The 24,655-nt window shown below is 44.4% G+C and carries 19 protein-coding genes; 7 read left to right on the top strand and 12 right to left on the bottom strand.

Annotated features, from left to right (window positions below; all coding sequences use genetic code 11):
- Positions 1–88 precede the first annotated feature (88 nt).
- Positions 89–370, bottom strand: coding sequence for a hypothetical protein (locus H6F44_RS17090; RefSeq protein ID WP_190352241.1), 282 nt, complete (start codon positions 368–370; stop codon positions 89–91).
- Positions 371–518: 148 nt separating this feature from the next.
- Here H6F44_RS17090 and purL point away from each other — a divergent pair, with 148 nt between their 5' ends.
- A complete protein-coding gene (purL, locus tag H6F44_RS17085) occupies positions 519–2,843 on the top strand; it encodes a phosphoribosylformylglycinamidine synthase subunit PurL (protein WP_190352240.1) in 2,325 nt (774 codons plus the stop codon).
- Between the two features lie 309 nt (positions 2,844–3,152).
- Here the strand turns inward: purL and H6F44_RS17080 are convergent, their stop codons facing one another.
- Positions 3,153–3,455, bottom strand: coding sequence for a hypothetical protein (locus H6F44_RS17080; RefSeq protein ID WP_242016625.1), 303 nt, complete (start codon positions 3,453–3,455; stop codon positions 3,153–3,155).
- A gap of 29 nt (positions 3,456–3,484) precedes the next feature.
- On the opposite strand from H6F44_RS17080, the gene H6F44_RS17075 reads away from it, so the two are divergent.
- Together H6F44_RS17075 and H6F44_RS17070 are read left to right on the top strand one after the other, a co-directional pair.
- Positions 3,485–4,972 (top strand): DEAD/DEAH box helicase, encoded by a 1,488-nt coding sequence (locus tag H6F44_RS17075; RefSeq protein WP_190352239.1) that lies wholly within the window; start codon positions 3,485–3,487, stop codon positions 4,970–4,972.
- A 129-nt stretch (positions 4,973–5,101) separates the two neighbouring features.
- Complete coding sequence (locus H6F44_RS17070) at positions 5,102–5,449, top strand: DUF565 domain-containing protein (RefSeq protein WP_190352238.1); 348 nt, start codon at positions 5,102–5,104, stop codon at positions 5,447–5,449.
- A 122-nt stretch (positions 5,450–5,571) separates the two neighbouring features.
- On the opposite strand, the gene H6F44_RS17065 is transcribed toward H6F44_RS17070, so the two are convergent.
- Positions 5,572–6,144, bottom strand: a complete 573-nt coding sequence (locus H6F44_RS17065) for a cob(I)yrinic acid a,c-diamide adenosyltransferase (RefSeq protein WP_190352237.1) — start codon at positions 6,142–6,144, stop codon at positions 5,572–5,574.
- A 94-nt stretch (positions 6,145–6,238) separates the two neighbouring features.
- Complete coding sequence (locus H6F44_RS17060; RefSeq protein WP_242016624.1) at positions 6,239–6,955, bottom strand: WecB/TagA/CpsF family glycosyltransferase; 717 nt, start codon at positions 6,953–6,955, stop codon at positions 6,239–6,241.
- Between the two features lie 337 nt (positions 6,956–7,292).
- Between H6F44_RS17060 and H6F44_RS17055 the strand changes: the two genes are divergently transcribed.
- Positions 7,293–8,210, top strand: coding sequence for an FTR1 family iron permease (locus H6F44_RS17055; protein WP_190352236.1), 918 nt, complete (start codon positions 7,293–7,295; stop codon positions 8,208–8,210).
- A 150-nt stretch (positions 8,211–8,360) separates the two neighbouring features.
- Here H6F44_RS17055 and H6F44_RS17050 read toward each other — a convergent pair whose 3' ends face one another.
- From H6F44_RS17050 to H6F44_RS17020, 7 genes are all read right to left on the bottom strand, one after another.
- On the bottom strand, positions 8,361–8,816 hold the full coding sequence (locus H6F44_RS17050) for an Hsp20/alpha crystallin family protein (RefSeq protein WP_190352235.1): 456 nt from the start codon (positions 8,814–8,816) through the stop codon (positions 8,361–8,363).
- A 231-nt stretch (positions 8,817–9,047) separates the two neighbouring features.
- Complete coding sequence (gltX, locus tag H6F44_RS17045) at positions 9,048–10,490, bottom strand: glutamate--tRNA ligase (protein ID WP_190352234.1); 1,443 nt, start codon at positions 10,488–10,490, stop codon at positions 9,048–9,050.
- A 208-nt stretch (positions 10,491–10,698) separates the two neighbouring features.
- Positions 10,699–11,625, bottom strand: coding sequence for an ABC transporter permease (locus tag H6F44_RS17040; protein ID WP_190352233.1), 927 nt, complete (start codon positions 11,623–11,625; stop codon positions 10,699–10,701).
- A 141-nt stretch (positions 11,626–11,766) separates the two neighbouring features.
- Positions 11,767–12,855 (bottom strand): ABC transporter permease, encoded by a 1,089-nt coding sequence (locus H6F44_RS17035; RefSeq protein ID WP_190352242.1) that lies wholly within the window; start codon positions 12,853–12,855, stop codon positions 11,767–11,769.
- Positions 12,856–12,935: 80 nt separating this feature from the next.
- A complete protein-coding gene (locus tag H6F44_RS17030; protein ID WP_190352232.1) occupies positions 12,936–14,135 on the bottom strand; it encodes a BMP family ABC transporter substrate-binding protein in 1,200 nt (399 codons plus the stop codon).
- Between the two features lie 151 nt (positions 14,136–14,286).
- Complete coding sequence (locus H6F44_RS17025; RefSeq protein ID WP_190352231.1) at positions 14,287–16,110, bottom strand: iron uptake porin; 1,824 nt, start codon at positions 16,108–16,110, stop codon at positions 14,287–14,289.
- A gap of 259 nt (positions 16,111–16,369) precedes the next feature.
- On the bottom strand, positions 16,370–16,834 hold the full coding sequence (locus tag H6F44_RS17020; protein WP_190352230.1) for a lipopolysaccharide assembly protein LapA domain-containing protein: 465 nt from the start codon (positions 16,832–16,834) through the stop codon (positions 16,370–16,372).
- A gap of 105 nt (positions 16,835–16,939) precedes the next feature.
- On the opposite strand from H6F44_RS17020, the gene H6F44_RS17015 reads away from it, so the two are divergent.
- A complete protein-coding gene (locus H6F44_RS17015; RefSeq protein WP_190352229.1) occupies positions 16,940–18,505 on the top strand; it encodes a tetratricopeptide repeat protein in 1,566 nt (521 codons plus the stop codon).
- A 29-nt stretch (positions 18,506–18,534) separates the two neighbouring features.
- Entirely contained in the window at positions 18,535–22,200 is a 3,666-nt protein-coding gene (locus H6F44_RS17010; protein ID WP_190352228.1) for a PAS domain S-box protein, read from the top strand.
- A gap of 94 nt (positions 22,201–22,294) precedes the next feature.
- On the opposite strand, the gene H6F44_RS17005 is transcribed toward H6F44_RS17010, so the two are convergent.
- On the bottom strand, positions 22,295–23,434 hold the full coding sequence (locus H6F44_RS17005) for a sensor histidine kinase (RefSeq protein ID WP_190352227.1): 1,140 nt from the start codon (positions 23,432–23,434) through the stop codon (positions 22,295–22,297).
- A 212-nt stretch (positions 23,435–23,646) separates the two neighbouring features.
- On the opposite strand from H6F44_RS17005, the gene H6F44_RS17000 reads away from it, so the two are divergent.
- Positions 23,647–24,510 carry a hypothetical protein gene (locus tag H6F44_RS17000; protein WP_190352226.1) on the top strand — a complete coding sequence of 288 codons (864 nt, stop codon included), beginning with the start codon at positions 23,647–23,649 and terminating at the stop codon, positions 24,508–24,510.
- The last annotated feature ends 145 nt before the right edge of the window (positions 24,511–24,655 follow it).

Below are 24,655 nucleotides of genomic sequence, written 5' to 3'. Positions count from 1 at the left end.
ATTGTCTTGAAAACATTCTTTCTTTTGCTCGATAAATCTTTCTTCTCAAACTGGTTTTCCAAATGCTGCTATTGTACCCCTTAATTCCTCAATAGGCTGTAATAAGACTAACATCAACATAAATAGCTTTGATATCTTCTAACTCATTCAAAGCCTGTTGAGTTAATAGTAATTGTGTGGTTTTGCCCGATTCAATGCCACCAAATAACAAATGTACTGAAGAAGGGCAGAGTGCAACTCTGCCAGTAATTTCTGCAATAGGATTATTTGGCAGATTGACATAAAATCCTCGCTCGACAGCGCGTTGAGGATTAGAAGTACCTTCAAAAGCTGACATCAGCCTGCGGAAAAATTTCAGGCGATCAGACATGATATTTTTCTACTTAATTGCGAGTTAGTGTTTACATCTTAGCGGATTAACCAAAATCTGCAAAGAAGCCGACTACCGCACTACAGCAAAAAATATGGTGTTGCGATAAGATGATTGTTGCAAGTAAATGATTGTCCCCGATCTAACTATGACCGCCAGTACCACACCCAAATTTTCCGCAGCCGAAATTAAATCTGAGGGCTTGACCCTTGATGAATATCAGATGATTTGCGATCGCCTAAATCGTGAACCCAACAAAGCCGAATTGGGGATGTTTGGGGTGATGTGGTCAGAGCATTGCTGTTATAAAAATTCGCGTCCGTTGCTCAAGCAATTTCCGACCACAGGCGATCGCATCCTTGTGGGACCTGGCGAAAATGCGGGTGTGGTCAAGATTACCGATGAGATTGCCATTAGTTTTAAAATCGAAAGCCATAACCGTCCTTCGGCGGTGGAGCCTTATCAGGGGGCGGCGACAGGTGTGGGCGGCATTTTGCGTGATATTTTTACGATGGGGGCGCGTCCCGTGGCGATTTTGAATTCGTTGAGATTTGGGGAACTGTCCGATCCTTGGGTGCGGAGCCGTGTCAATGGCATTGTCAATGGGATCGCGGGCTATGGTAACTGTATCGGGGTTCCCACGGTGGGCGGTGAGGTTTATTTTGATAAGGCTTATAGCCGTAATCCGCTAGTCAATGCGATGGCGATCGGGATTATGGAAACTAAGGAGATCGTCAAATCGGGGGCGGCTGGTGTCGGCAATCCTGTGGTTTATGTGGGTTCGACCACGGGGCGCGACGGCATCAAGGGCGCGAGTTTTGCGAGTACGGAGATTTCTGACAAATCGGAACAGAACCGCTCGGCGGTACAGGTGGGCGATCCATTTTTAGAAAAGGCTTTAGTGGAAGCCTGTTTAGAAGCTTTTAAAACTGGGGCTGTGGTTGCCGCGCAGGATATGGGTGCGGCGGGGTTGACCTGTTCTACTTCGGAAATGGCGGCTAAGGGCGGCGTGGGTGTGTCGCTGGATTTAGATAAGATCCCTGCGAGAGAAACGGGAATGAATGCTTATGAATATCTGCTTTCGGAATCTCAGGAGCGAATGCTATTTGTGGCGCATAAGGGCAGGGAAGCGGAACTGATTGAGATTTTTGAGCGTTGGGGACTTCATGCGGTGGTGGCGGGTGAGGTTCTGGAAGAGCCAATTGTGAGGATTCTTTGGCATGGCGAAGTGGCGGCGGAGATTCCTGCGACGGCTTTGGCGGACAATACGCCGATTTATCATCGTCAACTTGCAGATACCCCTGAGTATGCTAAAAAATCTTGGGCTTGGGATGAGAAGACGGCGATCGCCTCTTTCCCTAATATCAACCCTAACGAAGCCCTATTGAAGTTACTCGATACACCTGCGATCGCCTCAAAAGCATGGGTCTATCGCCAATACGATCATCAGGTGCAGAATAATACGGTGCTTTTCCCCGGTGGTGCGGACGCGGCGGTAATTCGTTTACGCAGTCAAGGTTTCGGCACTGGTGAGCTAAGTTCTGCTCAATGTCAAATCGAGTCGCTCGCAGGGGTATCTGCCACCGTTGATTGCAATGCCCGTTATGTCTATCTCGATCCTTACGAAGGCGCGAAATTAGCGGTTGCTGAAGCGGCTAGAAACCTTTCTTGTGTTGGTTCGGAACCTTTATCAGTTACGGATAATTTGAATTTTGGCAGTCCCGAACACGCGATCGGTTATTGGCAGTTACATGAGGCTTGTCGTGGGATTGCCGATGCTTGTCGCGAGTTGTCCACACCTGTAACGGGCGGTAATGTCTCGCTCTACAATGAAACCATTGATGCAGAAGGCAATTCTCAACCCATCTATCCCACACCTGTAATTGGTATGGTCGGTTTAGTGGAAGATGTCACTAAAGTAGTCGGTCAGGGTTGGCAGAATGTGGGGGATGCGATTTATTTATTAGGTAGCGATCGCGCCAGCCTAGCAGGTTCTGAATATCTCGCCTCAGTCATCGGTGAAGTCACAGGTCGTCCGCAGTCTGTGGATTTTGAATTGGAACGTAAAGTTCAATTCGCTTGTCGTCAAGGTATTACCCAAGGCTTAATTCAATCCGCCCATGACTGTTCTGATGGTGGACTAGCGGTAGCGATCGCCGAATCCTGTATTTCGGGCAAACTCACCGCCCAGATTCAACTAACGAATTCTCAAGATTTACATTTAACCCAAATTCTCTTTGGTGAGGGTGCAAGTCGAATTATTGTTTCTGTCAAAGAAGGCGATCGCACAGCATGGGAGGCTTATCTTACTAATCAATTAGGTAATGCTTGGCAACACATTGGTAATGTTAGTGAAGCAACTAGGGATTTAGAGATTTTGGTAAATGGTGAACAGGCGATCGCTTTATCTCTATCGCAAATCACTCAAAATTTTAATGAGTCAATCCCTAAACGCATGGGACATATCCTATAAAAGAAGTAAGGCGTTTTTGGGCATTTGTACAATACATTTGCCCTATACTCCTTTCCTATGCTCACTATCGACTTAGATCTGCCGATTCGCGCAATGATGCCAAATAAAAATATTCGCTCATATAGGAATTTGGGTGAAAGACCTACTTTATTAAAAAGTCACACTTTGTCGCCGCAACGGTTTAAGCCAGATCGTTTAATTGGCTTCACCTGCTTACCCATATGAGCGAAACTTTATGTAGCATAAAAAAATTGCTCGTCAACGCTTCGGGCTGATGAGCAATTTTTCGAGATTTAAATCTCACAACTTTTAATATTCAAATACCCAGATTGCCCAGCCCTTTGCTGTTACCGTAATCACATAGGCACTCGACAGGCGACCGCATAATTTCACCACTTCCGCCCAATCACTACTGGTACGAAAGATACTGTAGGTATAGCCGTTGTAGGCGATCGCTGCCACAGGTTTGTCAAAATCCTCAATCTTGATATGGTGATAACGAATTTGTGAGGGAACGATCACGAAATCGGCTGTTTTCCCCCCCAATCGAAATAGTTGCTCTTCAGGTAACTGATCGCTCATGACATTTCCCTCGATTACTTGCTCATTCATAAAACTTTATTCTATCTATTAACTCCAGTATGCCCCGCACTCCACAACTTAGCTACGATCGCGGCACATTAATTTTACATCCACCGCCTGCGGGAAAAGCATGGGTTGATTTTGTGACATGGGACGATCGCATAGAAAAGTTTCGGATGCCTGCCCATCATTACCGCGAATTGATTTTGGCAATGCGATCAGCAGGAGTGGCGATCGCCGATCAAGCTAAGAAATATGGCGAGTTAAATCTGCAATCGCGGATGATCATGGAGCCATATCCCCATCAGCGCGAAGCCCTTGCCGCATGGCAGCGTGTGGGTAAGCAGGGCGTGGTGGTACTGCCCACCGCCGCAGGTAAAACCTATCTGGCACAATTGGCGATGCAAGCCACCAACCGCAGCACCCTAGTAGTTGTACCGACCCTAGATTTAATGCATCAATGGTATGCCCATTTACTGGCGGCTTTTCCTGATGTGGAGATTGGGCTATTGGGTGGAGGCTCTCGCGATCGCAGTCCGATTTTAGTCGCCACCTACGACAGCGCCGCCATCCAAGCCGAAGCCCTTGGTAATCTCTATGGGCTAATTGTGTTTGATGAATGTCACCATTTGCCAACGGATTTTAATCGCGTCATTGCCGAATATGCGATCGCGCCCTATCGTTTAGGCTTATCCGCCACGCCCGAACGCAGCGATGGCAAACACGCCGATTTAGAAATCCTAATCGGGGCTGAGGTTTACCGTAAGTCCGCCGCCGACCTTGCAGGACAGGCACTTGCCGAACATCAAGTTGTGCAGATCAAGGTTTCACTGTCTACTCAAGAGCGAGATCGCTACGATGACCTAATGCAAGTTCGCAATAACTTTTTAAAAGAAGCGAAAATCTCCCTCGGCGGTCTTGATGGTTGGCAAAGATTTGTACAGGCAAGCGGGCGATCGCAGGCAGGACGCAGAGCGATGATCGCCCATCGGCAGGCTAAAGAAATTTCCCTAGGCACAGAATCAAAACTGCGGGTACTGTCGGACTTATTAGCACAACATTTTCCCGAACGCATTTTAATTTTTACCAACGATAATGCTACGGTCTATCGCATCTCACAGGATTTGCTAATTCCCGCCCTCACCCACCAAACACCGATCAAAGAGCGTCACGAAATCTTAACCAATTTTCGCGAAGGCAAATATAAGACCCTTGCCGCCTCCCATGTACTAAATGAAGGCGTTGATGTACCCGATGCGCGGATTGCCATTTTGCTATCAGGCACAGGCTCTGAACGCGAATATATTCAACGTTTGGGGCGCGTATTGCGGCGGGGCAGTGAGAGCAATAAACAGGCAATTTTATATGAAGTGGTGACTGAAAATACCAGTGAGATGCGAACCTCAGAACGCCGCCGTGGAGTTACGCCAGTTAATAGCGATCGTGATTCTAAAGTGATTCAAATCGGCTTAAAGTACGATCAAGTGCGCCCAGAACGCCCGATCGCCGCCGAAACCGCCACTAATTACGAAACAGATCCCCAATAGAGCATGGATTCACTGTCGCTCAATTTATTCTCTGGCTCGTTTTCATCTCGTCACTCATCCTTGTAAACTGATAGAGTGCGGGACTTCCCACTCACATTAGTTAAAAAATAATTTTAGAAAGTGGCAATCATGCAAAATACTCGCCTAAGCACAATTGTCAGTACCAGTGTTGAAAGGCTTTCTCAATGGTCTCGTAACCCTTGGCGACACATATCTCTGATTGTAATTAGTCTACTGTCAGGTTTTTTCTTAGCTTCTATAATTTCCACAGTATCAGGGGTAAAGTCGGAGCAGGATGCCATTTCCGCAGGGATTGTGCTTTTGGTTGTCGAGCTGATCAATCGCTATGTCTATGGTATGAGGCGCGAACCTAATAGAACCAATGAGACTAATCCATTAACGCCTGAGATTCTTAATTCCCTGAAATTAGGTCTGATTTACGGACTATTTTTGGAGGCATTCAAGTTAGGATCTTGATTCCCCAATGCGGCGCTTCGCACCGCATCACTAATACTTTGGTTGTAATGTAATGTCTATAGCAAAAATACCACAACCAAAACATCACAACCAAAACACTTTTACCCTTGTCAAGTAAGCATCTAACTACGTCTTTGAGTAACTTGATCGGCAAAGTCGGCGATGTTAGGTGGCATTGACGTTCCTGTAAGGATTACACTTACCTTCGGCGATCGCGTTTTAATCGCTGACAGCAATTCATCCTCACTAACTAGCGATCGCGCCATCAACAAATTTGCCTGATCAATTATCACCAAACCCGCAAGAGCAGACTGAATCGCTGTTTTAGCATAGTTCCATAGTTCTAAGATTTGCGACTTCTCCACATCCGTCAGGTCAATGTCATTTTGAGCAAGGTCGCGATCGCCTTCACAACGAAACCATGCAAGATTTTCCACAAGCCGCCGAGGGTTTTGCAGTCCTTGATGAATTCCGACTTGAAAGGGTTGCGCCAATAACACCTGCGTACCCTGACCAGCGACCCTCAGAGCATGGGCAATCACATCGACATAAAGATCGCGATGGGGCGCGATAAAGACCTGAACATTACCTCTAATTGGGGTCACAATGGGGGAATCTTTGGGTAAAGGGATGTTTTTGGGCTGTGCTTTGATTACGGTTGCATTAACTGGAGCAGTTTTAATTGGAGCCGTCATAAACAAATCTAGTGTCTTAATTATGGATTAGCATCATACCAGACACTAGATGTAAGTAATACCCCCAAAGAAAAATCACTTTCATGATTTGGTGTTACTTAAAGGAATCCTTGGCAACAGACCACACAAATTGGGGCAGAGATAGCATTCTTTTCCAGCGCCAAGGCTCTTGATAGAGGCGATATAGCCACTCTAGATGGTTGTCACCGATCCATTGTGGGGCGCGGATTTTATGACCTGACCATATGTCAAAACTACCACCCACCCCAATCCAGATTGCCTTGGGGCAGAGGTGGCGATGTTGATCAATCCATAGCTCTTGACGCGGTACGCCCAGACCCACCAAGATTAAATCTGCCTGTGCTGCTTGTAGTTGCTCGCAAACTTGCGCCTCGCTCACCGCATCGAAATAACCATGATGTGTGCCAGCGATCGCTACATTTTGCCAGCGCTGCTGCCAAATACTAACGACTTGATCAACAACTGTGGGCGCACCACCTAGTAAAAAGATGCGCCATTGATTGCGGACAGCCTGTTCAACCACTTGCTCTGATAACTCAATGCCAGGACAACGCTTGATTTTTTCACCTCGCGATCGTAAATACAAAACCACGCCCGAACCATCGGGAACAACTAGCTCTGCTGATTGAATCACCCTCGCTAGGGCTGGGTTTTGACGTGCCTGCATGGTCATTTCGGCATTAATTGTCACCACATGAGTACCCTGCCTAGCTTGCAGTCTCTCTACCAGCCAAGCAACATAATCTTCGTGGATATGCACGGGCATATCTAGCACTCTAAACTGTCGCAAGGTGAATCCTCTCCAGATGTATCCACATATTTATGATATTTGTATGTTTGTCGAGATGTTTATCAAAATATTCATCAAAATATTCATCAAAATATTCATCAAAATATTTATCAAACAAATAAGTCTAAAAAGCCTGCGCCTCCAGCACGGCTATATATTAACATACGGCTTTGTGCTAGAAAATATGGCATAAAGCTGTATAAATTCATCTTCGCTTTTAGAATTTTTCTGGGATATAAGTCAGTGCCAAACCCTGTAATTGGGAATAGCTGCCATAGCTTTGATTGATTGGCAAAGTTGTAGGATAGCTATACAAGCAATTAATTAAAGATGAATTATGGATTTTAGTGCAGCTTTACCGATTTTTGCTATTACCTTACGTGAGGGTGTAGAAGCGGCTCTGGTGGTGGGAATTGTTATGGCATACCTCAAAAAAGCCGATCGCAGCGTGCTAAATCCTTGGGTATTTGGCGGCATTGGTACGGGGATTTTTGCCAGTGTGGTCGTGGGCATAGTTTTAAATTGGTTCTTCCAAAAAGTTGAGAATACAGAACCAATGCAGGCGGCTTTTTATGGGCAGCTATGGCAGGGCGCTCTGGGTACAATCGCGATCGCTATGTTGAGTTGGATGTTGGTTTGGATGACTGAAAATGCTAAGGCACTCAAGGGCGAAATTGAAGGCCAGATCGGCAAGGCGATCGCCAATGAGCAGAGTGCAGGTTGGGCTGTGTTTGTGCTGATTTTGATCGCAGTTTTGCGGGAAGGTTTTGAGGTCGTAATTTTTATTTCGGCAAAATTGCAGACGGGGCTTGTGCCAATTATGGGCGCGATCGCGGGTTTAGTCAGTGCCGTTGGCATTGGCGTTGCCCTATTTCAATTTGGCATTCGCATCAATCTCAAAGCTTTTTTTCAGGCGATGGGAATTTTTTTGTTATTAATAGTGGCGGGGCTAGTGATTAGTGCCATCGGTCACATTGACAAAGCGATCGCCGCCTATGCTGAACTTTCACAGACTGCGATCTGTTTACCCGCCGACTCTGCCATTAGTTCCTGTTTGCTAGGTGGGCTAGTGTGGGATGTCCATGAGATTCTGCCCGACAGGCAGTTTCCAGGCATACTGCTCAAGGCGATGTTTGGCTTTCGCGATCGCCTATTTCTAGGGCAAGCGATCGCTTACTTCGCATTTCTCCTATCCGCAGGTTCGCTCTATTTCCGCAGCCTTGCAGATAAACCGACAGGGAAGGTCAGCGCATAGCGCTGACCTTCTCTGTAAAAGTTCTAATTGACTGCCAAAAGTGTTGGCAAGCCTTGTCAGACAAGATGTCTGACCTACAAATTTAGAATCCCTGTAGCGCGGGCATCCTGCCCGCTTTTTGGGGGGATTTGTCAGTCAATCAGGTAAAAGTTAAGCCGCAGGTAACTCGCCGTTAACTTGGACTTTGAAAGCTTTTACTTCATTGGCTTTAGGCAAAGTCAAGGTGAGAATACCATTGCTATAGTCAGCCTTGACTTGTTCATGGGCGATCGCTAAGGGCAGCGCGAATACACGGCGGAACTTGCCATAGCTCATCTCGCTCCAGTAGTAGCCCTTGTCCTTATCTGATTCGGACTTGCGTTGGAAATGGCGTTCACCAGCAACTGAGAGAGAATCCTTAGTAACTTGAATATCAATATCATTAGGATTGATATCGGGTAGGGATAGTCTGAGGGTTAGATTTTCGCCATCATCGCGCAATTCACTGGCAGGAACCCAGCTACCTTTACTTGCCCCTTGATCAACAGTGGCGAAGTCTCCAAGTAAGCGATCGAATTGACGGCGGACTTCTTCGATTTCTTGAAAAGGTTGCCAACGTACTAACATAGATATCACCTTTGATTGTTTCTAGATTGTTTTCATTTGAACTTTGAGAAGTAGATGAAACATCTTGAATCTATCTGGATTAGATATTTGGTACTTCCCTTTTGTTCATGGTTTTATTATTCAACAACCTTAGAAACAGAGGGAGCAGGAGAACCTCACTTAAAAAGGGCGGTTCTCCCAACATGAAAATCCAAGAGCCTGCTACGCAGTTGACATTGGCTCTTGGGCTATTTAATTACAAATTGCTAAAGCCCTTTGCAGACGAGCGATCGCTAATCCTTTGCGGTGCAGTAACAATAGAGAGGGAATAATCTCTGGTCCATGGAGATCGCCTGTGAGGGCGGCGCGTAAAGGTTTCATGACTGCCCCTTTTTTCACCCCTTGCGACTTCATCACCACCTTGAGGATTTCCCCAGCGCGATCGCTATCGAGATCCGTAGATTCCTTGAGAGCATCAATCAAAGCAGTGATAATTCCCGCGATACCTTCCGCTTGCAAAGTTGTTTTGGCATCATCTGTATATTCTGCAAATTCTTCAAAAAAGAACTTACTGATGGTGGGTGCATCGGTGAGCAGGGTGAGGCTAGGGGCGATTAACTTGGTGAGATCCAAGAGCCACGCCCGATCAACTGTAGTCAGGTCATAGCCAGCCCCTTGCAAAAATGGCATCAGGCGATCGCAGACATCTTCCGTTGGCAGAGAATGCAAATATTGACTATTGATCCAGTTCAATTTATCCCAGTCAAATTTCGCACCCGCTTTATTGACGCGATCGAAGCTAAAAATCTGAGCCGCTTCTTGAATGGTAAATAGTTCTTTGCCATCGTTAGGCGACCATCCCAACAAAGCCATATAGTTGTTAAAGGCTTCAGGAATATAGCCCATATTCCGAAATTCCCAAACGGAAGTAGCACCATCACGTTTTGAGATTTTTGCGCCCTGTTGATTGAGAATTAGGGGCGTATGCCCAAACTGTGGCGGCGTTGCCCCTAACGCTTCATAGATCAAAATTTGCTTGGCAGTATTGGCAATATGGTCTTCACCACGGATCACTTGCGTGATCTGCATATCGATATCATCTACTACTACCGCGAAGTTATAGAGAGGCAAGCCAATCTTACCCTGCTCATCGACACGGGCAATCACCATGTCGCCGCCCAAATCGCTGCTACTCCAAGATACAGTGCCACGCACCAGATCATCCCAAGCGATCGTGCGTGGCTCTTCGATCATAAACCGAATCACAGGGCGGCGACCTTCTGCCGCAAAAGCTTGTCGCTCGGCTGCGGTGAGGTGGCGGTGACGATTATCGTAACGCGGCGCTTGTTTGTTCGCTTTTTGGGCTTCACGCATTGCCTCAAGCTCGGCTTCGGTGCAGTAACAGAAGTATGCCTTCTTTGCGGCTAATAACTGCTCAACGGCGGCAATGTAGCGATCGCTGCGTTGTGTTTGAAAAAATGGACCTTCGTCAAAATTAATCCCCAACCAAGCCAAGCCTTCGAGAATATTTTGTGTATATTCATCCTTAGACCTCTCGCGATCAGTGTCTTCGATGCGGAGGATGAATGTGCCACCGTGGTGACGGGCATAAAGCCAATTAAAAACGGCAGTGCGGGCAGTGCCAATATGCAGGTTGCCTGTGGGACTAGGGGCAATACGAACTCGAACAGACATGAATTTATCAACGTTAGTTAAAGCTTGATTATCCTTTAAAACAGGTCATGGCTGTTAGTTTCATATTATATTCGTGCGAAACGCAAAGAGCAGCGCGGTGCGCTGCTCTTTGCGTTTTTGGTTCTAAATTGCTTAACTATGGCTATATTTTTCACTAAACAGCATAGCCATTTTTCCATTAAAAACCTTACGGGGTTAGCTTGCTAATTTACTCATTCGTTCCCAATGCACCTGGCGAGCCTGTCAATGTACGTCGTGGCGAACAAGTGGCGATCGTAATGATTAAAGTCATAATGTAGGGCATGGCATTGAATAAGTAATAGTAAGAATCAAACCCAACAGCCTGAAGAGCAGGTCCGATCGCTTGCGCTCCACCAAACAGCAAAGCTGCCCATAGACAATGAATTGGCTGCCATCTGGCAAAAATCACAAGAGCAACCGCCATTAAACCTTGACCACTGGAAATATTCTCAGCCCAAAGTCCTGGAAAATACAGCGATAAACTTGCGCCACCGATACCCGCAAGAAAGCTGCCTGCGACGATCGCGCAGGTACGCACACCCACAACGGAAATTCCCATCGCTCTGGCAGCACTGGGGCTATCGCCTACAGCTCTCACATATAAACCCCACCGAGTCGAACTAAAAAACCATTGCATCAGAGGTGCGATCGCAATCCCAATTAATAGCAATGGGCTAACCTTCAGAGCCGCTTGGACTTGCGGTAAGCTGCTCCAATTGCCCCACTCAAATAAAGGCAAAGGAACCGCTTTGGGTTGGATAAAGGCTTTACCAAAGAAAAAAGCAATCCCACTACCAAAAATAATCATCGCAATACCGACAGCGACATCGCTTACCTTAGGACGTTGCGATAACCATGCATGAATTAATCCCAGTCCAACACCTGACAACCCAGCCGCTAAGACTCCTAACCAAGGTGATTTGGTCAAAAAAGAAACTGCATATGCGGTCATCGCCCCAGTGAGCAATGTTCCTTCTAGACCAAGATTAATCTTGCCAGCTTTTTCTGTAAGACATTCACCTAAACTAACAAATAGAAATGGTGCGCTGCCTCGGAGTGTACCTGCAACGATCGCCAGAGGTACGCTCATCCAGCCTAGTGAAGTATCTGACATAGTTTTGAATTTAGCAATTAGCGATTTTTGATTCAGCGATTAATTCAGCAATTAGTAGTTAGGCATTAGCTGTTAGCCTTTAATAATTTTAAGTAATTTTAAAATTTTTTTAAAAGCTAATCGCTAATAGCTAACTGCCATTTAAACAACAGTTGCAGATGCGTCAATCTTAACTTCTGGTTCTCTATCTTTAAAGAAGTCAAAGCGACCATAGAGAGATTCACTGAAGAGAATAGCTAAGAATACGATGCCTTGAAATAGCAAAACCGTAGCATCTGGCAGTCCAAACGATCTCTGTAGAGCGCTTCCACTTGCCAGAATACCTCCCATCAATACAGCAACAAGTACCGCAACTAAAGGATTTTGTCTGGCGATAAATGCAACTAAAATACCGCTATAGCCATAGCCAGAAATTAATGAGGCATTTGCACTGCCATGAATAGCGGCTACTTCCACCATCCCTGCTAGACCAGCGCAGGAACCTCCCAAGAAACTGACGATTAATGTAAGTTTGCCAACTGGTAAGCCTGCGATTTTAGCAGCGCGAATATTACCACCGACAGTGCGTACTGAAAAACCAAAAGTAGTGCGATGAATCAAAAAATAAGCGATCGCACAGGCAACTAATCCATAAATTAGACCGTAATGCACTCTGGTATTGGGAATACTTTGCAGCATATTAACAGCCGAAAGTGGGAAGCTAGAGGGTTTATTTAAGGTGGAAGGATCGCGCATTGGTCCTTCTACTAAGGTGTTAAGCACTGCGATCGCAATGTAATTCATCAACAAACTACTAATAGTTTCATTAACACCGCGATAGTACTTAATCGCACCAACAAACATAATCCATAGACCACCTGCAATAATGCCGCCCATCGCCATAGCTATCTGCACCATGAGAGAGGGTAAGGAAGCTAGCGATAAACCAATAGAGATTGCTCCCAATCCACCAACAATTAAAGCTCCTTCATTGCCAATAACCGTCAGTCCTAGCATCGCTGGTAGAGCCGTGCATAAACAGGTCAGCATCAAAGGGGCTGATCGAATTAAGGTTCCTTGCCAAGAGAAACTATTACCAAAGGCAGATGAATAAATCGTGCCATAAATTGCGATTGGATTTTTTCCTTGGACGGCACAAAAAATCCCGAAAATGACTAATGATGCAAGTAAAGCTCCTATGGGAAGCAGAAAATTCTCAGATGTTGAACGCCAGCGATCGCGCATATTCATATAGTTATTTCTCAAATGAATGATATACAAATAAAAGGATTTGAAACTTGCGAAGTAAGTCTTAAATCCTTTTATTTGGTCTAGCCTTTAACGCTTCCGATTACACCTTCAACAAACCAATCCATCTTTTCCAGATCGGGATCTGTCTGCTTGAACTCTTTGCCTTTAGCAATTACAACTTTGCCAGTGTTATCTTTCATTTCACCAGCATAAATAATCATGCTGCCATCTTTGAACTTAGCCATTACGGTTTCAGCTTCCTTCTTAGCCGCAGCACTGACGGCACTACCAAATGGCGATACCTTACAGAATCCTTCCTTAAGACCACCGCGCAAAATGTGAGGAATACCTCCATCCATAAGCGTCTTACCTGACTTGAGCAGCTCCACATACTTGGTATAGACATTGATCCAATCCCATTCTGCACCAGTTAGATATCCATTCGGAGCAAGTGATGCTTGATTAGTGTGATAGCCTGTGCAGAATATTTTCCGTTTTTCTGCTGTCTCCATCACAACTTTGGGACTGTCCACGTGGCAGGTTAAGACATCTACACCCTGATCGATCATGCTGTTAGCAGCTTCAGCTTCTTTGACTGGAACTGACCAATCACCTGTGAAGATTACTTGAACTGTCGCTTTAGGATTAACGCTACGAGCGCCTAGGGTGTAGCTGTTGATATTGCGAACTACCTGCGGAATTGGCTTTGCAGCCACAAATCCTAGCTTACCAGACTTAGTTGATAGTCCTGCCACGACCCCTGCAACATATTGTGCTTCATCAATGTAGCCATAGTAACTTCCGATGTTTTTTGGGGTTTTACCTTCTGTGTACAGCCCACCGCAATGGAAAAATTGCACCTTAGGATTCTCTGGTGCTAATTTGAGAATGTGTGGATCGAAGTAGCCAAAAGAGGTGGGAAATAGTGCTGTGACAGCATTTTGGTTGATCATGCCGAGCATGGTTTCTTGAACTACAGCCGTTTCTGCAACACTTGCTTCACTGTATGTTTTAACACCAGGAAGCTTGCTGATCGCCGTTTCGCCTTCAAAGTGGGCTTGACTATAGCCGAAGTCATCCTTAGGTCCAACATAGATAAAGCCAATGTTTAGAGTTGCTGCCGCAGGTGCGCCTGTAGTGCCTGTGGCTGTACCTGTACCTGTATTAGCTGTTGGTGTTTGTTCCGAACAACCAGCCCATAGTTGAGATGTAGCACCAAAAGCGGCTGTGGCGATCGCGCCTCGGATAAATTGGCGACGGGGAATGTAGATTGGACTCATTGGTTCATACCTTAATATCAAGATTGAATGTAATGAATTAATGCAGAGAACCCCGACTTTTTGGGTTTGCAAATTTTTTTACTTGCCTAGAAAAAGTCGGGGATCTTATAGCTGAGTGGCGACACATCGCACCGCCACCCGTTTTCGTATTTTAGAAGCTAAATACAGCCTGCAAGTTACCTACGAAAATAGTAGGATTGCTGTTGAAGTTGTTGGGGCTGAAGATGAAGTAAGCAGAAGGGACAAGGGAGATATTCTTGGTGACAGGATAGATGTAAGACAGTTCGAGATCGTACTGTGTACCACCATCACCGCCGCCAGAAATCAAGGAACTCTTGCCGCTAGTGAAGTTAAAGGGCATTCCAAAGGAGATCATTGCTTGAGCGCCTTCTTTGAATAGATCGGGGAAAGCAGCACCAACTTGGAATGTTTGCATTACAACATTGCTGGAACCACCCGCAGTTAGATTAACGTTAGTAGTACCATAGCCATAGCGACCAAACAAACCAAAGCCCTTAGATACTAGCCAATCAAAGTTAGCAACAAAAACATCAGATTGAGCGTTATTTGCACCTGCGACTGTACCAGGCAAAGATGGGGTGAATCCAGCACCACCTACAGTTCCATTAGCATTTGGGGCGAGGTTGGTACGACTATATAGCAAGCGGAATTTGAATGCATCACTAGGCTTGAACCCAAGTTCAGCAGTTAAAGCATTGTTGCCCCCAAAAAGACCTTGAGTTGGGCTTGCGGCAGAACCTGTACCCCCAAATTCATTACTTTCAGAGAGGTAGCCAATTTTAAAGTCAAATTGATTGCCTAGAGGAGTCATGAAGACTGCACCAGCGCCGCGCTTGGCATTGGTTAGCAAGGTACTGTTGATGGAGTTGAATGTGGTGTTCCAAGGATAGATGAAACGAATACCATCAAAGTACTTGTAGAAATTGACGCGAGGACCAACAACTAGGGTTGCTTTTTCAAATACTGGGAATGTGTAGGACAATTCACGCAAAACAAAGGTGTTAGCAGCAGCGCCAGCAGTTTGATCGGTGAAGGGAGTGCCTGTGGTATTGAAGAATCCACTTGAAGTATAGCTGTTGTATGGTGAACTTCCATTACCAACCGCCAACTGGGTAATTAATGAGTCCTTACCAGTAAAAGAGGTATTTAGGGTCAACCAAACTAAACCACTCATGGTTATATTGGGCTTTGTTGCAAGTGGTGTAGTTTTAGCCGCCGTAGTAGGATCAACATTCTCTCTGAGTACATTTGCACCCGAAGCGCCTGTGACGTTGAAGAAGGCGAGACCACTGAGTTTGGTGGTGGTGGAGAATTGTTGAGCTTCAAGCTTGGCGGTTTTGGCATCAAGGGCATCAACACGACCACGCAGGGTGGCAAGCTCGGCAGCAAACTCTTCTTGGAGTTTTTGCAGGGTGGCGAGGTCTTCTTTGGATACCTTGTCAGCCAAACCTGCGGAGATGATTTCGTTGATCTTGTCTAGACAAGCATTCAAACCAGCAGCAAATTCATAGCGGCTAGTGGCTTGATTGCCGCGAAATGTGCGATCAGGATAGCCTGCGATACAGCCATAACGCTCAACGAGGGACTGCAAGGCGGTAAAAGCCCAATCGGTGGGGCGCACATCACTCAACTGTGATACAGAGGTAACATTCTGAGCGATCGCTTTAGGACGATTTAGCTCAGTATTGATTGCCCGAATGGTTGCCGATTCATTGTTAACGGGCGCAGCTTCCTTGACATCAAGGGCAATTTTGCTAGGTTGATTGCTAGCCTGCAAGCTCAAGGCGTTGAGATCCTTACTTGGCTCAATACTTACTTTGACGGGTTCGACAGCCGCAGTTGATGCTACAGGAGCGATCGCTTGCATTTGCGTCTGGGTTTCCGCATTTACACCTGTCGCGGTGGCAGCCAGACTCAAGCCCAATAGAACTGACAAATTACTAATCTTTTTCATACCTTCACACCTTTTCACCGATTTTATACGAATTTCGTCTAGTCATAGGACTAAATCATAAATAAATTCTGGGATATCAAGAAGTCATGCGATTTTCTTGCGACTTATCCATAAATTTAGTATGTGTTTACTAAACGTCTACTGGAAATTTATCAGATATTTATTAGATGTTTAGTTGTTTAGCTTTGACTAGATGCAAATCAATAACTTCAAAAAACTAACAAAACTAACCTTGAGCAATTGTATTTAACAACACATTCTAATCCCACTCATCGCTCCATTTGCTATCCCAAGTATTATTGGGACTATTTTTATATTGGTATTTATTATTCTCAATTTCATTTTTAGTATTTTTTTTGGGGTTATTTGATTGAGTTTTGTCGGGTTTTGTCGAACTATTAAACGAGCTACTAAATATTTTATGGAATTGACTATTGTTATTGATTGACTGGACTGATGTAAAAAAAGTCATCATTAAAGTAATCGCGACAGCACCAAGTCCAGCACAAAATATCAGTACTAGTCCAATAGGAAGCTTGATCGACTCTAGAGATAAAAATTTAATGGTGACGGGGTTGATGTTTTGGCTAGAAAATATTGCTAGTCCCATAGAGCCAAGCCAAATCAGAATATAAAGGGTTAAACGCAGCATATCGGTATGTTTTGAATGGTGACAATGATTTTTTTGTATTTTTTGTATTTTTTGTGTTTTTGTATAGCTCAAAGCAATGTAAAAACTAACTCATAATATTCATAATGTAAGGATACGGGTACGATCTTCTGTGAGGAGTGGTATGATTGGCTCAAGTATTCGGTAACTTGGAGAACCATGAATCACGCTGGAAACACTTGGGACAAAGATGCTCTAAAGAATCCAGAAACAGAATATCAGTCTCTATTAGGTTCGTTGAAGGCGATACTGCATCGGCAAAACAAGTTTGCCATGATGTTTGTACGCTGCTCACCCAGTGAGGGTGAGCAAATTATACGGCGGATTAGGGCTGATATTGTGGAACCCAAAACTGCTGATCGCCAGATTAAGATCCAGACATTGCGGCTAGATCGGGCGATCGCAGACTTTCATGAAATGGTTTCAGAGATGTCGGATCTCCATGACACTGATGTTGTATTTGTGACTGGGATCGAAGAATTTTTGGAATGCCGAGTCAGTGAGTTAGCAAGTGAACTAGCTAATGGCGTGCTGCATATTCCGCGCCCGATCGCGCACCTAAGCTTGGCACAGCCTAAGTTAAAGGCAAAATTTTCCCTATGTTTTGTGTTTTTGTTACCCCTATTTGCGCTCAAATTTTTCATCGACAGCTACCCAGAATTATTTGATGAAGCAATTTCCGTATTTGAGTTTCCAACCGATATGGAGCTATTACGGCAAGAAACTTTTCGTTGGGTTGGGGGCGATCGCTATATGTTGTATGCCCAACTTAGCGAAGAAGAACGAGATCAGAAGTATGAAGATCTCCAAAAACTAATCGCGGCGCAACCTTTAATTTCTGACCGCAGGGTGGAATTATTGCTAGAGCAGGGAGGCTTGCTAGTGGCAGGTAATCGTTGCAAGGAGGCAATCGCCAATTGTGATCTGGCATTAAATATTCGTCCTCATAACCATTTGGCTTGGTATAACCGTGCTGTTGCCCTTGACCTGAGTGATCGTCATGAAGAGGCGATCGCCAATTATCGACAGGCAATCATGTACAAGTCAGATTTTTATGTGGCTTGGCATAATCTCGGCACTTCTTTGAGTATGTTGGGACGTTATGAAGAGGCGATTACGAGTTTTGACATGGCTTTGAAGTTTAAGCCAGATTATTACTATTCCTTTGGTGGTAAGGGGCTGGTTTATAGCGTCTTAGGTAAGCATGAAGAAGCGATCTCAATTTGTGAAAAGGCTTTGGCGCTTAAACCCGACTATGTGCAGGGTTGGTTTAGCCGTGCCTATGCCCTTGAAAGCCTTGGCAAATATGAAGAGGCAGTCGCCAGTTATGATCGCGCCTTAGAATATAAGCCCCACGATCATCAAATTTGGTATGGTCGAGCCAAAGCCCTTGAGTGTTGGGGCAACTTCACTGAGGCGATCGCCAGTTACAACCAAGCCCTAGAATTACGTCCCGATGACTATTACGCATGGAATAATCGTGGACTAGCACTCAGCAAATTGGAACTCTATGAAGAGGCGATCGCCAGCCATGATCGCGCATTGGCAATTAAACCTGACGATCATTTTGCATGGTACAGCCGAGGCAATGCCCTAAGCGGCTTAGGGCGACTAGAGGAGGCGATCGATAGCTACGACAAAGCGATCCAAATTTCACCACAGGAAACACAGGTATGGCAAAGTCGCCGTCTTGCCCTACGCAGATTAGGTTTTGACCATATTTAAGCTTTTAATTTGAGTTGTTAGTAGTTTTCATGTCACACCCTGCCCATCAACCTATGCAAAAATCGGCGGCAATTGGCTGTTCTAACCTGAATGTCCAACCCAAAATACCTAGAGTCTCCCTCAATGTGTTTATCATTGTGCCTTTTTTGATCAGTACTTTTGGAGTGGTGGGATTGATTGGTTGGCTATCATTTCGGACTGGACATCAGGCAATTAAACAGCTATCTGAAGAATTACGCAACAAGGTTACTGAACAGGTAAAAATTCGGCTGCATTCCTATTTGGAACTTCCCTACACCCTCAATAATCTCAATTCTAATAGTACAGATATTGAGAAGGTAGAATCTTCGGCAGATGAACAGCCCGATAATATATCTCATAACCAATGGGTACAGAGGCGATTTGGCAGACAGTTGCAAAGCTTCCCTCAAATTAGTAATATCTATGTGGCAACGGCTTCGGGCAAGTATGTCGGGGTAAGGCGTATCAATTCTAATTTATTTTTAGAGAATAGTAATAGTAGCTATCTAAGTGATAGTAGTGGACAGCAGCATATTCTGCCATTGCCTAAAAATAGTTTTAAAATCATTGACCGTCCTTGGTATCAAACCATGATGCGGACGAGAAAAGATACTTGGAGCGAAGTCTACACCGATGCCTTGACCAAAGAGCCTGCAATCACAGCAGTGAAGCCGATTTTTGCAGAGACAGGTGAGCTGCGCGGAGTTCTGGGCGTATCTATGCTTTTGGGACAGCTTAATCAATTTCTGCACCAGACTAAGGTTAGTGAGCGTGGGCAGACATTCATCATTGAGCCTTCGGGAAAATTGGTGGCAACCTCAAATTTGAATATGAATATTGCCAGTGGGGAGAAGGGGGCTGAAAGAATCTTAGCAATCGATAGTCCTGATGAGCTAACCCGTGCTGCCACTCAAAGTTTGCTGGCGATCGCCCCTGAGCGACTATCTGAGCGATTAAATACGAATCAGAATCAAGATGCTAATTCCAGTAATAATGGTAAAAGCAATAAAATTTTGCAATCAAAGTTTTATATGCAAGGTCAAAAATACTTCCTTCAGTCTAGTCAACTTGATGATAGCTATGGACTGAACTGGCAGATTGTGATCGTCGTTCCTGAATCGGATTTTATGACGGAAATCCATCAGAGTAGAAATACTAACTTACTGCTCGGTTTGCTTGCCCTGAGCCTCATTAGTGCCTTTGGAATTATGGCTGCGCGTTGGATTAGTCGCCCGATCACCGAACTAAGCTTGGCTGTAAGTGCGATCGCCGAGGGGGATCTCAATCAAAAAGTGGAATATAACTGCGTGGTCAAAGAATTAGCAGTTTTGGCAACCTCATTTAATCAAATGAGTCGGCAAATGCAAAAGTCCCATCAGCGCTTGGAAGAATATTCCCAGTTATTGATGCTGAAAGTGGATGAACGCACTCAGGCATTACAGCAAGAGATCAAGGAACATGAGCAAACGGAAGCAGCGTTAAGGGAATCTGAAGAGAAATTTGCGAAGGCTTTTCGCTCTAGCCCCGATGGCATGGCATTAATCTCAACGGACGATCGCAAACACATTGATGTTAATGATAAGTGGTCAGAAATTACTGGCTATAGCCGTGAAGATGCGATCGGTACAAATCCTTCGGACTTGAATCTATGGGCGGATCTGCAAGAGCGCGATCGGATGTTGGCTGTTTTAGAAGCAGAACATCGGGTATTTAATTTTGAAGCTAATTTCATAGCCAAGGATGGCAGAAGGATTACGGGTTTAGTTTCCTCAGAATCCCTTGAAATTGGCGGCAAGATATTTGCCATCTATGCAATCAAAGATATCAGCGATCGCAAAATCATTGAAGAAACCATCAAAGAAAGCGAGAAAAAATATCGAGATCTAGTAGAATCGGCTAACTGTATCATTTTACGATGGGATACCAAGGGTAATATTTGTTTTTTAAACGATTATGGTTTGCAGTTCTTTGGCTACCAATTAGAAGAGATTATTGGCAAATATGTGTTAGACACCATCGTGTCAGCCCAAGACGTTACTGGGGAAGATCTGAAGACGATGATTGAGGAGATTTGTCAAACGCCTGAGAAATATCAGCTCAATGAGAATGAGAATATTTGCAAAGATGGTCGCAGGGTATGGGTTACATGGTCAAATAAGCCGATTTATAATGATCAAGGTAAGTTAATCGAGGTTCTATCTGTTGGGACAGACATTACAGATCGCAAACGGACTGAAAAAGAACTGCAAGTGGCTAAGGAGGTTGCGGATATGGCTAATCGCGCTAAAAGCGAATTTCTGGCAAATATGAGCCATGAGTTACGCACACCTTTGAATGGCATTCTCGGTTATGCCCAAATCTTAAAGCGAAGCAATGATCCCATCAAACATAAGGAAGGTTTGGAAGTCATTCAGCGCAGTGGCGAACATCTGCTTACGCTGCTCAATGACATTCTCGATCTCTCCAAAATTGAAGCTAAAAAATTGGAGCTAAATCCCAATGAGTTCGATTTAACCAAGATCTTGCAAAACATTACTGATATGTTTCAGTTGCAAGTACGCGCTAAGGAGGTGAACCTAAGCTATCAGCAGTTAACCCTGCTGCCACAAACGATGTACGGCGATGAAAAGCGCTTGAGACAGGTATTGATTAACCTTTTGGGCAATGCTGTAAAATTTACCGATCGCGGTGATATTCGCTTGACTGTCAGTGCTTACAGAAGTGATAGTGAGGTGTTGGTCAATGTCCCTGAAGCTAAATATAGAGTGCGCTTTGAAATTGCAGATTCGGGAGTTGGTATCGCTGCGGACAAGTTAGAAGAGATTTTTCTACCCTTTCAGCAGGTGGGCGATCGCACCAGACATCATTCGGGAACTGGGTTAGGACTGCCAATTTGTCAAAAAATTGTGGAGATGATGGGGGGGACTTTGGAGGTAAAGAGTGTTTTGGGTGAAGGAAGTAAATTTTGGTTTGAAATTGATCTGCTGGCATACCCTGAGCAACATCTAGCCGTAACCTTTGATGATTGTTCTATCACTGGTTATTTGGGCGATCGCCGCAAAATATTGATCGTTGATGATAAGTCTGAAAATCGCATGGTACTGCGGGATCTACTTACCCCTTTAGGATTTTTGACCGCCGAAGCTATTGATGGTACTGATTGCCTGATTCAATCTCAGCAATTTTTGCCAGACTTGATCTTTCTCGATATGGTAATGCCGCATTTGGACGGTCATGAAACAACCAAGCGGCTCAGGCAGTTGCCGATGCTGCAAAACACAGCGATCGTAATGGTATCTGCAAGTGCTTTTAATAATGATCGCGAGTTAAGTTTGGCAGTGGGTTGCAATGCTTTTATCTCGAAGCCGATTAATCCTGATTATCTTTTCTACACCATGCGATCGCTGCTCCATTTGGAATGGCTATATGAAAATGTCAATGTGCCTTGTAGCAACGCTCCCCTTGTCGTTCCGCCTGCGGAGATAATTGTCAAACTACTGCATCTTGCTAAAATGGGGGATATTTTGGCGATCGAAGAACTAGCGCATCAAGTTAAAGAAACTTATCCTCTATCTACTAGTTTTGCCGAGCAAATTCTCAACTATGCTCGCGATTTTCAGATTAAACGCATTCGTGATTTCTTGGAAGCCCAAAGATTAGAGGAACTGGTATAGCAGAAATATATTGATTTGGGTAGTGATTTGGGTAGTGATTTGGCTTTAATGCGACTATTTGCGTGAGTTCTCTAAATGGTTCTCTTGGTTGGTTTTACCTTTGGAGAATACTTTTCAGTGTCACCGCAAAGGTGCTACCCTTGCCCACCTCACTAATCACATGAATGCTTCCTTCCATCTGCTGCACGAGATCGTTAGCGATCGCCAGTCCTAAACCTGTGCCAGCAATCGCGCCATTTTCCTGTCGACCGCGAAAGTTGCGCTCAAATAGATGTGGCAAATCAGCTTCAGGAATTCCCACCCCTGTATCCTGAATATAAATACAAACAGTATCGGTTTTTACATCCGCTCCCAATAAGATATAACCCTGTGATGGCGTATACTTGAGAGCATTTTCCACTAAGTTAACAATCACTTCCCTTAAAGCCAATTCATTGCCTAATACTTTGGGCAGTTGATCGGGAATATTCGCTAAAAATTGAATATTCCTTTCTTGGGCGATGGCATGGGCAAAACTGGCGATCGCCTCTAAAATGCTATGCACTTCCACGGGAACTAGTTCCATTTTTGCGGCAGGCAATAGTGCTTGAACGACCTCACTTTGAGGCAGTAAAAGTGGGGCTGGTTGTTCGGCTTCACTGAGTAAATCTTGAAGATGTTGCGTTTCCCGCAGAATTCCTGTGACAAATTTTTGATTGGGATCTTCGGCAATGATTCGCCGCGAAAGTAATTGGGCGAAGGTGCGAATGGCGGTGAGGGGGTTGCGAAGTTGATGGAGCAGGGATTCTAAAAAGTTGGTTTGTTCTTGATAATGGCGCTGCTGACTGGTCACTAGCCATTGGTTACGGCGATCGAGGGCGCAGGCGATCGCCAAGGTATTGGCAATTTGTTGAATTTGTAATTGTTCATATTCCAACCAGTCGCGATCTTCACGCCCCGTCATCAAAAAGCCTAAAATTGCTTCTTCATAAATCAAGGGCAGCACAAAGCGGCGCTGTCTGACTAAGCCACTCCTGCCCATGGACATCATGGGAAATGTATCCGTTGTAAATGCTTCAGGCAAAGCGATCGCCCCTTCTTCAGGAAAAACTGCCACCTCAATCAAGTTGGGTGGTCTGCCATCGGCGACATTTTCGGTGATATACATAGCACTAGCCACTGCCCCCAAACTCTGGTTCAGTAAAATAATTTGCGATCGGGCTATGGCGATTAGGTCGGGACTGGCGGATAGCATGGGAAAATAATTGCCGAGATGTTCATAGTATAGAGTCCTGTGTAAATCTCAGTATAGCTTTCCTGTAAATTAATGCTAATGTGAAACCTGATTTATTAAGAGATAATCCTAATGTATTACCGAATACTTTGATCTAGCAAAGAAAGTCGTAATCTGTAAGCAAATATTTCTAGCATCTCTTATCTAGTATATCTTTGGGTGTGTGGTCGGTTATGTTAAAAATCATCAGCCAAACTAATTCTCAAATTCTAATCTCTGCTCCCAAAAAAAGCTTTGCATTAAACTTAATTGGATTTATATTCACTTTTATGTTTGGCAGCATTTTTAGCTTTATACCAATATATATGGCTTTCATGACATCCTCTGAAATTGGCGTTCTTAGAATTAATTGCGATCGCATTGAACCACAACAAGTCGATTGTCAGATCTCAAAGTCAAAGTTTTTCGATTTAGTACAGCAAGAACCCCTCAATTATAAGTTTGTCAACTCATTTAAATATAATGTTGTTGAAGGTAAAGATAATGAAGGTGATACCATTATTTGGTATAACTTTTCACTCCTTACCAAATCTGGCGAAAAATCACCATTTAAGAGTACTAGCCTTTCTACCGCCACTAGCGTTACTTCATCATTAAATTCTTTTTTGCTATCTCAACAAGAATCGGTTAGATACATATTAGATGAACGATTTGAACCTAATAGATACTTTGTTTTCTTTTTTCTTTTACCATTTATTGCTGTCGGTTTGGCTTTTGTATGGGGGGCTTTTTCTATATTTGTAGATTATGAAGAGATACTTCTAGATAAATCTAAGCAGCAGCTAAAGCACTCTAAAAGAACCCTTTTAGGAACAAAAGTTAGTCATTTTTTGTTTAATGAAATTGCTAAATCTGATATTTTATATACAATTGATAGCTACAAAAATGTATTTTTCACTCCGAGAATAACCGTTAACTCTAAGCTGCAATTTAAGCTAGACACGATTAGAGATCGCCAAGTTGCAATTAAGATTGCCAACGATCTCAATCGGTTTATGGGTCTGCCTGAAGAAGAAGATCCTGTGGTTAAGCAATAGCCTTACAGCCCTTTGCGTTAATTTGCGCTTTGACACTCTCAGCGCTGAAGCGACTGAGATTCCTGAATAGCCTATCACTAAGCTTCAGAGGCATAGTCAAAGTGCCTCTACACATTCAAAACAACTACCTAAAAGGTGCTGCAAT

The organism is Pseudanabaena cinerea FACHB-1277, assembly GCF_014696345.1.
Lineage (GTDB): Bacteria > Cyanobacteriota > Cyanobacteriia > Pseudanabaenales > Pseudanabaenaceae > Pseudanabaena > Pseudanabaena cinerea.
Note: the sequence above shows the minus strand (reverse complement) of the source record. Positions and strands in the feature narration are given on the sequence as shown.